This is a genomic window from Neptuniibacter sp. 1_MG-2023, from assembly GCF_030547185.1.
Classification (GTDB): Bacteria; Pseudomonadota; Gammaproteobacteria; order Pseudomonadales; family Balneatricaceae; genus Neptuniibacter.
Map to the genome: position 1 here is coordinate 125,441 of NZ_JAUOQR010000002.1, position 14,415 is coordinate 139,855.

Consider the following 14,415-nt stretch of genomic DNA (forward strand, 5'->3'; position numbering starts at 1 on the left):
AGTTTTTAATCGTAGGTTAGTGTCAAGCCCACTATAAAGTGGGCTTTTTTGTATGTTTTACAGTTATTTATAAGAGCTTTCTTGATGTTAAAAAGCTCTGTAGAACTGTGGTCATAGATTATCCTTGGCAGGCTAATGGGGTAGGCGTGGTCGATGCTTGTGCTGCAGTAGCTATGCAATCAGTACCGAGGGCTGAAACCACAGAGAGCACTTGTTTGTAGCCGGTTCTCAGCAGAAAGGTAGGAGCACGGCCATAACTCTTTATACCTAATATAAATAGGCCCAATTCAGGGTGAGATAATTCAGCTAAGCCATGTTCAGGTACTGAGCCGCAGCTATGTTGATTCGGATCGATAAGTGGCGCAAGTCGTGTTGGGCTTTGGGTCGCCGGATCGAGGGATGTGCGTAATTCAGCCAAGAGGTTAAGGTTGGGGCGAAAGCCTGTGGCGGCGATGATACGATCCACAGGTGGCAATGTTTTGGATCCACTTTGTATTATTAACTTGCCATTTTCCTGTTGAATTGCTTCAATCTCAAGTTCAGTAAATACCTCAATTTTCCCCTGCTCAAGTAGCTCTTGGATTCGAACTTCAAGACGGCGGCGCTCTTGCAGTTCATCATTTTCTGGTGAGCGAACGACGTTGTTGACTGAGCTATTTCTCACTCCCCAAAGGACACGCATATCTTTATGTTCATCGGCGAGCTGAACTAAATCTTGTAGAGCATTAAAAGCAGAATGACCGCCGCCCACAACTAACACCGTTCTGTTTTTATATTGCTCCCGTTCAGAACCGAGAATATTGGGAACACCGTAGGCGATAGCCTCTTTTGCTTCGGTTTCACCTAATGCTGGAATACCATGGGTGCCCAGCCAATTAGGTGTTTGATAGGTGCCTGATGCATCGATAACCGCTTGGACGATCATATCTTGCTCACCGTCAGGGTTTGATACTCGCAGCACAAAGGGGGCTTTATCGCGACCTTCAGTACGTAAAAGGTCATGGTTAAGCCGGCTAACAGATTTGACCCGCGTATTTAGATGCAGGTGGGGGCTGATCTCTGGGTGAGAGGCTAATGGAGTTATATATTGCTCTAGTAGTTCATTGCCGGTGGGGAAATCCGTTGCCGTAGGTTCGTTCCAACCATTTGGTTTTAGTAGTTCAGCAGCGGCAGGATCCACGTTGTATGCCCAAGGGGAAAACATACGCACATGTCCCCAACGAGCGATATTAGCGCCTGCTTGGTTGCTGGCTTCAAACAGGACGGGAGTGAAGCCTCGCTTGAGTAGTTGAACCGCTGCACTCAAGCCTATAGGGCCCGCGCCAATAACGGCCACAGGTAGATTGGTTAATTCTTTGTGCATGAGAATTTCCTCCATGATTAATGTTGTTACTAACAACTAATAAGTTAAAAAAATGGCCTATGAGCCTAAGCGTGCACGTGCGGCCTTTGTAAGCTGCTGAATAAGGGTTAATGTGCCATCAATCACTTCTGGTGAAAGATCTTTAATCAGTGAAGCCTCTTCCATGATTAGGTCTTGATGAATGGTATGGTAGAGCGCTTCGCCCGCGGGAGTAAGAGACAGCTGGATCGCTCGCTGGTCTGCCGGATCCAAAAGCTTGAGTACGTACTCTTTGCGCAATAAAGAATCTACCACGCGGCTGGTGGTGCTCTTATCTAGATACATCTCATCAGCGAGTGCCTGCAATCTCAAAGGGCCACGTTTTACTAAGGTTTCAAGCGCATAACACTGTGCTACCGATACATCGTGGGAGCAGATGTAATCTCGGTCACGGAACTGGTGAACACGGATTAGTTGGTTGACAGCTTCGTATAGCGCTTCAGCACGCTCTAAATTAGCGGGCATAGAATTAACCTTGATAATTTATGTTGTTAGTAACAACTATAATAGGACTGCTTCTATCTTGCAAGCTTGAAGGGGGGCTGTGTTCTTGAACTGTGAATTTGTTATGGATGACTATCCAGTAGTACTATGACTGATATTGTTAAGTGTCAGGACAAGTAAAAATGATCAATAGAGTCGTTTTAGCCAGCGTATTAGTTATGGTATCTGTAGTCGTTAGTGCGGAGGATAGTGTTGGTGAAAAGATCCTTGCAGTAGACCAGTTATTTAAGGAGGTGCGTTACAGGGATGAACATATCAATCTAGAGGGCGGGGTAACAATAGAGCAGTATTTTCAAACGCAGTTGTCGATGTGTAAAGATGGGGTTGAACTCGTTAAGCACGAAATTGGTCCGAAGGTGATAGGGAAATATTACAAAAACCTTGAAAGTGCGGATAAAAAGCAGCAGCGGAATGAGTTTATTGACAATTATGATTTTTGTTATGAAATGGTTAGAAATAATGATCCAGAGAATAAGCGGGTGATAACAGCTGCCGATATCGCAAAAAGGAAAAAACGGATGGAAGAAGCTGTGGAACTCTATCGTAGTGGTAAAAAGGTAAAGATCACGTTTGTGAAAAAAGAGTCACCTTGAATTGTAAGATAATAGAAGGATTATTATTTTCTATTTGATCAAGAAGGATAAGTGATGAACATGAATACGCTTTATAAATGTTGGTTAGCAGGAGTGCATAGGTGAAATATCTTTTTGCAATTTTAATTATCTGTTTACCCAGTTTTGCTTATGCGCTTGATAAAATTACGTTAATACCATCTGGAAAAATCTCCTTTCAGAAGCCCATAAACTATAGTGCCCCGTTCAAAAAAGAGTATTTCGCCACGCTTGAAATAGGCGATACGCTGTCTAAAGCTATGGTCATCCTAGAAGGTAAAAATAATCAAAGCTACCGAGTGGCGTTTCAACTTGAAACCAGTTTGTCGGTCAATGCTGAAGGTCCACACTTCGATTTAACCGAATGGAAACACTGCACGACGGAATGGCATCAACTTAACATTACTGATGGTAATGGGGTCGTGCTGCCAAACTTTGACGAGGTAAATGTGGACTGCTTTCCTGAGGTAAACCATGACGAAATAAAAGCCGCTGTGCTCGCCAAAGGGGGAGAGGAGTGGGTCAGAATATTTGAGGGAGAAGGCTGGCCCGACGGTTATAGCCCAGTTGAAATTTCGCTTAGCAGGGTACGTATTAAAATCGAAAAGTTAATCAACACTCAGTGGCGTGTATTGACGGTTATAAATGTCGCTATTCCTATGGGGTGCTAAATTAACGTGTGGACTATTAGATTGTTTTTTCCAGAGGGTGTGGGGGTTCCTGTGCCAGTTATGGACCCCTAATTGGAACGAGAGGTGGTAACTCGGCTATTTATTTGTCCGTCGGCGAAAAAAGAAGTTCTTAATTAAATATCTTATTTACCTTGATCGGATGGGCGTGAGCTCTCTCGTGTATGGAGCATCAAACACTTTAGCGAGGATGTAGAAAACATGAATAGTATTTGCCGTATGGTATGTGTGGTTTTATTGAGTGGATCCACGTATACGCAAGCCGCATTGGCCCCTTCAGCCGCTAATTTGAAAGACTTAAATACAATGGTTCAATTTATATCTCAGCACCCGTTGGTGGCTCAAAGATTAAAACAGATTGATTTAAGATCGCTGACTATATTTTTTGATCATGATTGCGAAGCTTATTTTGAGCGGCAACAATCGAGTTTTTTGACAGAAAATATGCCGGGGCCCCAGCCAGGAATAAAGTTCAAAAGCAGTAACTGTTCACTGGTTGAAAATAATGGTGAATAATAACTATTATAATCGCGCAAAAAATAGAGTTAACTAATATTAGCTTTATAGTCTCGGAAATAGCCTTTCTTTTTTACAAAAGCCAAAATATCTTGCTAGTTGTGTTTGTTATTTCCGATCAAGTGTCGTTAATTTCGTGCACTCGTCGCACCGAGTGCTATATTAATATTAATAGATTAATTTTGTGTGTATGTGCGGTTCGCGGGTTGTATGACGGTCGTCGTCGATAACCCTGTGGATATGGTATTTGTGCTGAATGTTGGAATCAATGACAGAAAAATAACGACAAGGTTTTTATCTTGTCTGACATAAGGTAGAAAATAGTCGGTTACACCGACCTTGAATATAACTATAAAGGATGCAAATGATGAAGTTGAAGAAGTTATTTACTAACACCGTGGTTGCTGCCGGCATCGCGATTGGGGCTCAAAGTGGCGCAGCCGTTGCCGCTCCTCAATCATCCTATGTGACTATTGGTACTGGTGGTCAGACCGGTGTCTATTATGTAGTAGGTCAGTCCATTTGTCGTTTGGTTAATCGTGGTAACAGCGATCACGGTATCAAGTGTACTGCGCCATCTACAGGTGGTTCGATTGCGAACCTGAATGCTATTCGTGCGGGTAACCAAGATATGGGTGTGGCCCAGTCTGACTGGCAGTACCACGCTTACAATGGCTCTAGTAAATTTTCTGAACAGGGTGCTAACACAGAGCTCCGCGCAGTATTCTCTGTACATCCTGAACCATTTACTGTGATTGCTCGCGCCGATGCTGGTATTAAGAGTTTTGACGATTTGAAAGGTAAACGGGTCAATATAGGTAATCCCGGTTCTGGCCAGCGCGGCACTATGGAAGTGGTCATGAAACGTAAAGGTTGGACCATGGATGACTTCAAACTTGCTTCAGAGTTGAAGGCGTCTGAGCAATCTCAAGCGTTGTGTGATAACAAGGTCGATGCGATTATCTACGCCGTTGGCCATCCTAATGGTTCGATTAAAGAAGCAACGACTTCATGTGACGCAGTATTGGTACCGGTAACAGGTCCTGAAATCACGAAGTTGATCGATGATAACGCTTTTTACGCTGAGGCGATTATCCCTGGCGGCATGTATAACGGTAATGATGCCGATACCACTACCTTTGGCGTAGGTGCGACCTTCGTTTCTTCCACTAAGGCGGATCCGGAAGTGATCTATCAAGTGGTTAAGGCTGTGTTTGATAACTTTGACCGTTTCAAGCGTTTACACCCTGCCTTTGCCAATCTTGATCCCGCTAAAATGATCAAAAATGGTCTGTCTGCTCCATTACATGAAGGCGCTGTACGTTATTACAAAGAACGTGGCTGGATGTAAGTAATACACCCCTGACTGGCGGCTCCGCCGTCTATTTCGACTATCCTAGGATGTTCCTGGGATAGTCTTTTCTCAGTTCTGGCGTGACCTTTGGGCTTTGCTGGAGCGCACTAATATTTACCGGCGGTAAACGCTGGGGGTGTTGGATCGGAGAGTATTATGACTGAACTGAATTCAAAAGAACCTACTAAACTCAGCGAAGCCGAGCTCCAAGATTTAGTGGCGTCGACGGATAGTGGTGCCCGAGACCCAGAAGGCATTCAACGATTTTTGCTGTTGGCTGCTGCACTGTTTTGGTCGCTATTTCAATTGTGGATCGCCTCGCCGTTACCCTTTTATGATTGGCCGTTGGTCGGCAGTTTTGGTGTTTTCAATGATACTGAAGCGCGTTCGATTCATCTTGCGTTTGCCGTATTTCTTGCTTTTATGGCCTACCCCGCCTTAGGTGGCTCTCCCCGTGAGCGGGTGCCTTTACCGGATATGGTGATGGCGATAGCGGGTGCTTTTTGCGCGGGCTATCTGTTTATCTTCTATGTCCAAATATCGGATCGTCCGGGCTTGCCGACGACACTGGATATTGTCGTGGCCATTGCCGGCGTGATTCTCTTGCTGGAAGCCACTCGACGTGCACTTGGACCACCACTCGTCGTCGTCGCATCACTGTTTTTGTTTTATACCTTTGCCGGCCCCTATATGCCGGAAATCATCGCCCACAAAGGCGCGAGTTTGAAGGAAGTCGTTAATCACCAGTGGATCACCACCGAAGGTGTGTTTGGTATTGCACTGGGCGTGTCGACCAGTTTCGTTTTTCTATTTGTTTTATTTGGTGCTTTGTTGGACAAGGCCGGTGCCGGTAACTATTTCATCAAGGTCGCCTTTTCCCTGCTAGGGCATCTACGTGGTGGCCCTGCCAAAGCCGCGGTTGTGGCTTCAGGTATGACGGGACTGATTTCAGGTTCCTCCATTGCTAATGTGGTTACCACGGGTACGTTTACTATTCCAATGATGCGCCGCGTGGGTTTCAGCGCGGAGAAAGCAGGTGCGGTCGAAGTGGCCTCATCGGTTAATGGTCAGATTATGCCGCCAGTTATGGGCGCCGCTGCGTTTTTGATGGTTGAGTATGTGGGCATCTCTTATGTGGAGGTGATCAAGCATGCTTTTCTACCCGCATTGATCTCTTATATCGCACTGGTGTATATCGTTCACCTTGAAGCGCTTAAACAGAATATGTACGGCCTGCCTCGGCGCAGCGCTGCCAAGCCTTGGATGGCGCGCTTGATGGGGGTGTTGATTGGCTTTTTTGCCACCGCCGCCGTGTCGATGGTGGTCTATTATGGTATTGGTTGGATTAAACCATTGTTTGGCCAATACGCCAGTCTGGTGATTGGTGTCTTGTTGTTGATTATCTATGTCTTGTCGGTGCGTTTCTCTGCTGGCTACCCTGATCTAGAGCTGGATGACCCTAATTCTGATGTGGTGGAACTACCAGAAGTTGGGCCAACCGTTAAGTCCGGATTGCATTTTATTCTGCCTGTTATCGTACTGGTATGGTGTTTGATGGTTGAACGCTTGTCTCCTGGACTTTCGGCGTTCTGGGCGACTATGTTGATGGTCTTTATCCTGTTGACGCAAAAATCCTTGTTTGCGTTCTTCCGTAATGAGGGGGGGCTTGGTCGACAGTTTAGGAAGGGCTTTAATCAGCTGATCGATGGCTTAATTGTTGGTGCGCGCAACATGATAGGCATCGGCATTGCAACGGCGACTGCCGGTATTATCGTGGGTGTGGTATCGCAGACCGGTGTGGGTTCTGTATTAGCGGATCTAGTTGAAGTATTGTCGATGGGTAACCTGCTGTTGATGCTAGCCTTGACGGCCGTACTTAGTTTGATTTTGGGCATGGGCTTGCCGACCACGGCCAACTATATTGTGGTGTCATCTTTATTGGCACCAGTAATAGTGACTTTAGGTCAAGAGTCAGGCTTGATTGTGCCGCTGATTGCTGTGCATCTATTCGTGTTTTACTTCGGCATCATGGCCGATGTAACACCTCCGGTAGGACTCGCTTCTTTTGCCGCGGCGGCGGTGTCCGGTGGTGATCCGATCCGTACGGGGTTTGTCGCATTCTTCTATAGTTTGCGAACAGCCATTTTACCGTTCCTATTTATATTCAACACCGATCTCTTATTAATCGATGTGAGCTGGTGGCAGGGCATTATTGTCTTCGTGGTTTCTACTGCGGCGATCTTGCTGTTTACTGCTGCAACTCAAGGACATTTTTTGGTGCGTAATCGGTTACATGAAACGGCGTTATTGATTCTTATAGCCTTCTCTCTATTCCGTCCAGGTTTTTGGATGGACATGGTGGCACCACCGTTCCAGACGGTAGCCGCTAGCGAATTAATGGGTGATAGCTTGGATCTGCCTAATGGCGCTGAACTGAGGCTGCATTTGATCGGTGAAGATGATGTTGGTAATCCACGGGATTTTGTCGCGCTGTTTGAACTTGCTGAGGGGGCGAATACTCAGGAACGCATGGTGAATGCGGGTCTAGAGTTGGCGAATCTTGATGGCAAGGTGGTCGTCGATATGGTGGGCTTCGGCAGTCATGCAGAGAAAGCGGGTTTGATGTTTGATCAGCAGATAGGGCAGGTGGAAGTACCGAAGGGGCAGCCACCTAAGGAGCTTATGTTTATCCCTGCTTTGTTATTGTTGATACCTGTCGTGCTATTTCAGCGCCGTCGTCGCCGGGCTAACGGTGATCAGGCTTCGACTCTAGCAAATACTTAATCCAGATCCGAGGCGCCTTCTCGTAAGGGCCTCGGTTTAGATAGCCATACTTTTTGGTAAAGGAAGGACTCATGTTTAAGCAAATTATTGTTCCGGTTGATATTGAAGAACCGTCTTTTTCTGATCAGGCGATCGAACTGGCTTTGCGTGAATTAGAGAGTGATGGCTGTATCCATTTGATGACCGTCATTCCTGGATTTAACTCGCCGTTGGTTGCATCTTATTTTAAAAAGTCAGCTGTTGAGAAAGCTCACGAAGCCGTTGAAAAACAGCTACAAATACTGGCTCAGAAAAAGTTACCACCAGAAGTTAATCGAACGCTTTCAGTGCATCAGGGTAATCCGGCTGAGCGCATTATCAAACATGTTAAACGCTGCAATGCTGATCTTATTATTATGACTGCGCATCACCGCAGTAAAGTGGATCATGTGTTACTGGGATCTAACTCTTCGCGAGTGGTGGATCGCGCAGGTTGCTCAGTATTAGTGTTACGCTCTTAACGCTAAGTTACTGCTTAGGATTTTTTGTTTGGTCAGCAATAAATGATCATCCATGTTATGAATGTAATGGTGGGTAGTAGCTAGTGTCGTTGTGTAAAATAACGGCGCTTATCTATTAATGTGACAAGTATTCCATTCTGTTTAATAGGGCAAACTAAACGGACTAACGGGCGTTAATTAGTATAATATCAGTGCTAATTAACCAAGAGTCTCGATAGCTTGCGGGTAATATGATGCTACTGAGTTGTTATTAGTTATCAAATTACCCATCCGAACCACAGGTTTAGGCGTTTAAATTATAATCATGGGCATACCAGATTTTAGTCGTATTAATAGCCGTTGGAAGATCAGTCACCGACTTCGTACAGGTCTTTGTTACGAATATCTAGAGCGCATTTTTGTGCTGCTTTTCTTTCTATTTATTAGTGCAGTTTGTCAGGCTCAGTCGCCGATCAAATTATCATCCACGATGGCGGGTGTTGGCACAGGGATGAATGTCTTTTATCTTGAAGATGCGAGCCAAACCTATACGTGGGAGCAAGTAAAGAGCGCCCCCCTTTCTTCTCACTTTGCGCCGTTGCCTAAGGGTAAGAGTAACTTTGGTATCGGTGGGGCTGATTATTGGCTGCGTATCGACCTGAAAAACAACAGCAAAGCTGCATTATCATGGTTTCTTGAAGTACCCCACCCCAATTGGGATTTTGTTACCTTTTATATGGACGGGGCTGCATCTCAGGTGGGCGGTGATCATGTCCCGTTTGGTGAGCGTGCAATTGCCGCTGAGAGTAATTTATATCCAGTGAATACACCGGCCGGCGCGGTGCAACGAATATGGGTTAAACTCTCCTATGCATTGCCTGGTAAGGCTGAAACGCAGCTATTATTGTGGACCCCAGATGCGTTTTTTCAACACTATGCCAAGCGCTATTTTGTGATTGGTACCTTTCTTGGTATTGGCTTGCTGTTGGTGTTTTCTAATTTCTTGATAGGCTACTCCACACGACTGCCCGAATATAAATGGTATACCTTATATATTATGGCGGCGATGATGGTTCTGTTGACCAATACGGGCCTAGGCTATCGCTATTTATGGCAGGGATATAACTGGTTTGCCGATTTTGCTCCGATTCTTTTTGGTGTGCTGACGCTAGTGTTGGCGACTCAATTTACACGTTGTTTTTTAAACACTCGAGAATCGTTGATCATTGATCGACTGCTGCAAGGCCTTTTGGTTTTGGGTGGGCTTGCTGTGCTCTGCTATTTTTTAGGCGGGCGTGAATATGCGCTAAAACTCGCTCTATTTTATGCACTTTTAACCGTTCTATTTCCACTGCTTGGGATATGGCAATATAAAAAAGGCCGAGAGGATGCGCGGTTTTATGTGTTGGGCTGGAGTATTTGGAGCTTAGCTGTTTTTATTGCCGTGATGCGTAATATCGGTTTTATTCCTGCTGACTTTGTTACCAATTTTTCACCGCCATTGGGGTTATGTATTGAGGGAGTGCTGCTCTCCTTAGCATTAGCTGATCGTATTAACTACCTTACTCAAGAGAAAGATAGGGTAGAGTTGCAACATATACAGCACTTACAGCAGGAGCAGGTAATGCTGGAGCGGCAGGTATCTGAACGTACGGTTGAACTCGAAAAAGCGATGCAGAAGGCTGAGTTGTTGGCACAAACCGATTCGTTGACTGGGGTATTAAATCGTCGTGCATTCTATGAGTTTAGCGAGAAAGAGTTCAGTAGCGCTCGACGTTTTGAAGAACCGGTAGCGGTGGTGATGATAGATCTGGATATGTTTAAACGAGTGAATGATAACTACGGTCATGCGACTGGGGATAGGGTTTTAATTGCTGCCATTAGTACATTGAAAACGATTATTCGAAATATGGATCTGTTCGGGCGTATTGGAGGTGAAGAGTTTGCAGTACTTCTGCCACAGACCAATTTACATGATGCAACCGAGCTAGCTGAGCGTTTGAGGGAGGCGTTGGCGAAGATGGAGGTTAAGGTTGGTGAGTTGATCATTACCGTTACCGCAAGTTTTGGCGTGGCCTTTGTGGATGTGAAAAATGAGTCGCTGGCAGATTCGATGAGTCGAGCTGATGTTGCGCTTTATCGGGCTAAGTTCCGTGGTCGTAACTGTGTTGAACAAGCGGATGGGTCCGATTGTTTATGAGATGTTTACAGCGAAACTATACGCTGATGAGTAAAGGGGATCTGAGCTATATAGGCTGCCCAGATCCCTTTATAACTACTTAATATCAGGTCTCCAGCCCATACCTGATTCTTCCATTAAACGTTCGTAAACGCCTTCTATATTTAGCGGTAGCCATTGATCAAATTGTTTTAAATCGCTGTAATTTTCTAATTTTACGCTTTGTTTTATCTCATCTAGACTTTTGCCTTCATGAATACCGTTAATGACGGCGTCATAAAGATCTTGTAGATAATTAAGGTAGTGTTGAACGTCAGATTTATTACCAATGTCGGCATGTCCGCCAACAAAAGTATCAAAATCAAGATCCAGTACTTGTTGAGTAGAGTTAATCATACCTTGAATATCGTAACTCCAGAGTTTCTGCCAAGGCATTCGGCCTATGACAATCCAATCGACAACAAACAGTAGCTTTTCGGGTTGGAAAAGCATGCTTATAGAGCCGCGGCCATCGTTGGGTCCATGATATCTCAGCTCAATTGTATGGCCTCCTAAAGAGATCAACATATCCTCTTTAAAAGTAACATCAGGGATAACAGTATCGGCTTTTGTTATTTGAATATCTTGTGCTGCGAGTTCATGAGCAATGAAAATAGTGTCAGGATCATCAAAAACTTTTGCACCGTAGATATGGTCACTGTGGTTGTGACTGTAAATAACATATTTGATAGGTACGTTAAAAAGCCTTTTTATCTCGGCTTTTAGCCAGGTAGCGGCTTTTGGATTCAAGGGATCTGTCAGGACTATTCCTTCGTTTGTTACTAAAAATACAGAGCGGTGCCTATCGTCGATAAAACGATAAATATCACCTTGTATATGTTCGATTTTATACTCATCTGCTACTGCCATTGAGCTGATGAAGGAAAAGCTCAATATTAATAGAAAGGTGATTAACGGGTTTTGTGTTTTCATCATAAAACCTATTTCAAGTCTATGTTAACTAGCGTATTGCCATGGAATGTTAATTATTCCTATGGCAATACATTGAGTATTAATTTTGCGAGGTAACTGTTGTTTTGGTTTTTTGAGGGATTGTGCACAATGTGTCCCACTCTCTTAACCAATATAGGGCTAGGCAAGCCGCAAGCATGGGCCAAGCGGTAAAAAATAGTAGGTGATCAAAAGGTGCCATATATTGTTTGTAAGGGGAGAAAGTTGAAAAGGCGTGAATGATTAAGACGATAGCGTAGGTCCAACGGCGCCAAAGGCCAACAACAAATGCCAAAATAAGTAATAGCTCTAATGAGCCAACGATATAAGAAAGGTTATGGGTGAGCCAATCGATACCGTAAAAGTTGTTAAGTACTTTGCTGGCGTGGGCTGGATTAACGAACTTGTCGAGTGTCCACATTAGTAACACTACAAAGATGCCTAAGCGTAACAGCAGCAATGAACGTGATAAGGGTTTTTGCAGTGAGTCGGGTATAGGGGGCTGGGAGGTCATTGAGAGTTTGCCTATATAAAATAATGTATCTGTTACTCGTTTAATCCATATAGCTATATGGGGCGATCAAGCGGTTAGTGCTAAATTTCTCTAGTTAGGCATAGACTACGAAGCCTTAGATAAAGTTCCATTGCTGCTTAATTTACTAGCTAGGCGAGCTGATAAATAAAAAAGAGGTTTGTGAGAGATTGACTTGGCTGATGACTGGCTGAGTCAGTCGGTTTGTTTCTATAATGAAAAGATAGCCTTAGCTTATTTAGAATAAGTTAGGTTTTTACGTAGATAAGGTTAAGGTGGTCATAGGAATGAGTGAGCGTGCAGAGCAAGATCAGTTATGGATGCATGAGGCATTAGCATTAGCTGATCATGCCGAAAATGCGGGTGAAGTTCCGGTGGGGGCAGTAGTCGTCTTAAATGGTGAGGTTATAGGAGAGGGTTGGAATCACCCCATTAGTGGTCATGATCCTACGGCTCATGCTGAAATTATGGCGTTGCGGGATGCGGCTGCACGGGTAGGTAATTATCGTTTAGTGGGGGCAGAGCTCTATGTGACAATTGAACCTTGTACTATGTGTGCGGGTGCTATTGTGCATGCACGGATAAGTCGTGTGATATATGGGGCTAGTGAAGATAAAGCGGGTGTTGTTGATAGTAACTGCCAATTATTTCGGCAGCCTTGGATTAATCATAATGTAGAGGTGACGTCTGGTGTATTAGCGGATACGTGCCGTCAAAAAATAAGTGCCTTTTTTCAGCGCCGCCGCGAAGAGAAAAAAGCTGAAAAATTAAGTAGAAACACGGGTTAGCGCTATAGTGAGGGTAAAATATCTTCCACGACAGTCGCTTCATCCCAGCTTGGATGGTCTGGATCCATATCCGCTTCTTCGCTTTGACGTTTAGCTTGGCGAACTTGGATCTCCCAGCGTAAGAGCTTCATATATTTTCTAATATTACTGACGTAATGAACGGGCTCATAGCCACGTGCGTAACCATAACGCACAGTGTTGAAGTATTTTTCTTTTGTTAAGAGTGGTAGGTGTTGTTTCACATCGTCCCATTTATCTGGATTTAGGCCTGCCCGGCTGGTGAGTACACGCGCGTCTTCTAAGTGGCCATAACCAATGTTGTAGCCGGCTAGAGCAAACCAAGTATGGTCCGGCTGTTTGATTCGGTCAGGGATTTTATTCATCACGCTGACGAGATAGTGAGCGCCACCAATAATGCTTTGTTGAGGATCGGTTCGATCGGTTACATCGACTTCTGATGCGGCGTCATTGGTGAGCATCATGATCCCTTTAACTCCTGTAGGGGATACTGCCTCTGGATTCCAATGGGATTCTTGATAGGCAATAGCGGCGAGTAGCTGCCAATCAATATCAGTTTCTTGCTCAGCCATATAGAAATATTGTTCAATTTTGGGGAAACGCTCTTCCATATCCTCTTTAAAGGAGGCTGTATCGTAGAAGTTAAGAGGGTTGAAACGATTAAAATATTTCTTTTTGAGTTTTTTGATCAATTGCTGTGTGGAATCAAGAGCCATAAAGCGATTAACTGAACTTTTAAGGCTTTGGTCATTGTGAGGATTGAGTATCCACGCAAGGTCTTGCGGGTCATTTAGATCAAATGCTTTGTTAAGTCCGGGAAAAAATGATTTCTGAGCATCAAATGTGATGCTGTCTACAACGGTATAGTCGATCTCTTTATTGTGTAATTTCTCAAGTAACTCCACGGCAGAGTGTTCGCTGCTCTCTTTCCATTTGAGTGTAGGGTGCGTTGTTTGTAATCGTGCGAGAAGTTCGGCGTGGCTGCTGTTTGCCAGCACTAAGATTGTTTTATCTCTAGCAACTAAGTCGTTTAAATCTTTGGGTGCTTTGATCCCTTTTGTTGTGCGGTAAACGACGGCAGCCGTGGTCGTGAGAAAGGGCGCTGAAAATTCGAAGGCTTTTTCTCTATCATCAGTGACTGTTAGCATCGCACCGGCAATATGACCGTTGCGTGCTTTCATGGTTGAAAAAATAGCGCTAAAACTCTCAGGTAAAATGAGTTCTAATTTTATACCTAGATGTTCAGCATAAGCTTTAGCTAAGTCATATTCAAAGCCAGCGGGTTCCCCTTTTTCAATGAAATAGGTACTAGGGGAGTTCCGGGTTACTAGTTTTAGACTACCCGATTCTATGATGGCACCTAGTTGAGTTTTGCTATTCCAGCTCAAAAGTACCGGAATACAGAACATTAAAAAAATAACCAGTGCCTGTACTGCATCTTTTTTACGACTAATATCAAACATACTGCTGCTTTTCTGGTATCCAACGAACTGTTTCGGTAAAATTCACAACCTATCTTTCTCCTGTAACTACTGCCCACAATCGGCAGCTATCAAGAGGCTCTATTAG

The 14,415-nt window shown here is 44.5% G+C and carries 13 protein-coding genes; 8 read left to right on the forward strand and 5 right to left on the reverse strand.

The features are described from left to right. Positions 1 to 118 precede the first annotated feature (118 nt). Together Q4492_RS03325 and Q4492_RS03330 are read right to left on the reverse strand one after the other, a co-directional pair. Positions 119 to 1,363, reverse strand: a complete 1,245-nt coding sequence (locus Q4492_RS03325; RefSeq protein WP_303415842.1) for an FAD-dependent oxidoreductase — start codon at positions 1,361 to 1,363, stop codon at positions 119 to 121. Positions 1,364 to 1,420: 57 nt separating this feature from the next. Beyond that, the gene (locus tag Q4492_RS03330; protein ID WP_303415843.1) at positions 1,421 to 1,867 is read right to left on the reverse strand and encodes a MarR family winged helix-turn-helix transcriptional regulator; all 447 of its coding nucleotides are present in this window, start codon (positions 1,865 to 1,867) and stop codon (positions 1,421 to 1,423) included. Positions 1,868 to 2,028: 161 nt separating this feature from the next. On the opposite strand from Q4492_RS03330, the gene Q4492_RS03335 reads away from it, so the two are divergent. The 7 genes from Q4492_RS03335 to Q4492_RS03365 all read left to right on the forward strand — a co-directional run bounded on the left by Q4492_RS03335 (position 2,029) and on the right by Q4492_RS03365 (position 10,539). Beyond that, the gene (locus Q4492_RS03335; protein WP_303415844.1) at positions 2,029 to 2,499 is read left to right on the forward strand and encodes a hypothetical protein; all 471 of its coding nucleotides are present in this window, start codon (positions 2,029 to 2,031) and stop codon (positions 2,497 to 2,499) included. Between the two features lie 101 nt (positions 2,500 to 2,600). Then, complete coding sequence (locus tag Q4492_RS03340) at positions 2,601 to 3,188, forward strand: hypothetical protein (protein ID WP_303415845.1); 588 nt, start codon at positions 2,601 to 2,603, stop codon at positions 3,186 to 3,188. A 219-nt stretch (positions 3,189 to 3,407) separates the two neighbouring features. Next, positions 3,408 to 3,722, forward strand: coding sequence for a hypothetical protein (locus Q4492_RS03345; protein ID WP_303415846.1), 315 nt, complete (start codon positions 3,408 to 3,410; stop codon positions 3,720 to 3,722). Positions 3,723 to 4,089: 367 nt separating this feature from the next. After that, a complete protein-coding gene (locus Q4492_RS03350) occupies positions 4,090 to 5,073 on the forward strand; it encodes a TAXI family TRAP transporter solute-binding subunit (protein ID WP_303416065.1) in 984 nt (327 codons plus the stop codon). A 159-nt stretch (positions 5,074 to 5,232) separates the two neighbouring features. Beyond that, positions 5,233 to 7,860, forward strand: a complete 2,628-nt coding sequence (locus Q4492_RS03355) for a TRAP transporter permease (protein WP_303415847.1) — start codon at positions 5,233 to 5,235, stop codon at positions 7,858 to 7,860. A gap of 71 nt (positions 7,861 to 7,931) precedes the next feature. After that, the gene (locus Q4492_RS03360) at positions 7,932 to 8,360 is read left to right on the forward strand and encodes a universal stress protein (RefSeq protein WP_303415848.1); all 429 of its coding nucleotides are present in this window, start codon (positions 7,932 to 7,934) and stop codon (positions 8,358 to 8,360) included. Between the two features lie 304 nt (positions 8,361 to 8,664). Next, positions 8,665 to 10,539 (forward strand): diguanylate cyclase, encoded by a 1,875-nt coding sequence (locus Q4492_RS03365; protein ID WP_303415849.1) that lies wholly within the window; start codon positions 8,665 to 8,667, stop codon positions 10,537 to 10,539. A gap of 75 nt (positions 10,540 to 10,614) precedes the next feature. On the opposite strand, the gene Q4492_RS03370 is transcribed toward Q4492_RS03365, so the two are convergent. Then, a complete protein-coding gene (locus Q4492_RS03370; protein WP_303415850.1) occupies positions 10,615 to 11,490 on the reverse strand; it encodes an MBL fold metallo-hydrolase in 876 nt (291 codons plus the stop codon). A gap of 79 nt (positions 11,491 to 11,569) precedes the next feature. Beyond that, positions 11,570 to 12,022, reverse strand: coding sequence for a MauE/DoxX family redox-associated membrane protein (locus Q4492_RS03375; RefSeq protein WP_303415851.1), 453 nt, complete (start codon positions 12,020 to 12,022; stop codon positions 11,570 to 11,572). 305 nt (positions 12,023 to 12,327) lie between these two features. On the opposite strand from Q4492_RS03375, the gene tadA reads away from it, so the two are divergent. After that, entirely contained in the window at positions 12,328 to 12,828 is a 501-nt protein-coding gene (gene tadA / locus Q4492_RS03380) for a tRNA adenosine(34) deaminase TadA (RefSeq protein WP_303415852.1), read from the forward strand. A gap of 2 nt (positions 12,829 to 12,830) precedes the next feature. Here the strand turns inward: tadA and mltF are convergent, their stop codons facing one another. Then, complete coding sequence (mltF, locus tag Q4492_RS03385) at positions 12,831 to 14,309, reverse strand: membrane-bound lytic murein transglycosylase MltF (RefSeq protein ID WP_303415853.1); 1,479 nt, start codon at positions 14,307 to 14,309, stop codon at positions 12,831 to 12,833. Positions 14,310 to 14,415 lie beyond the last annotated feature (106 nt).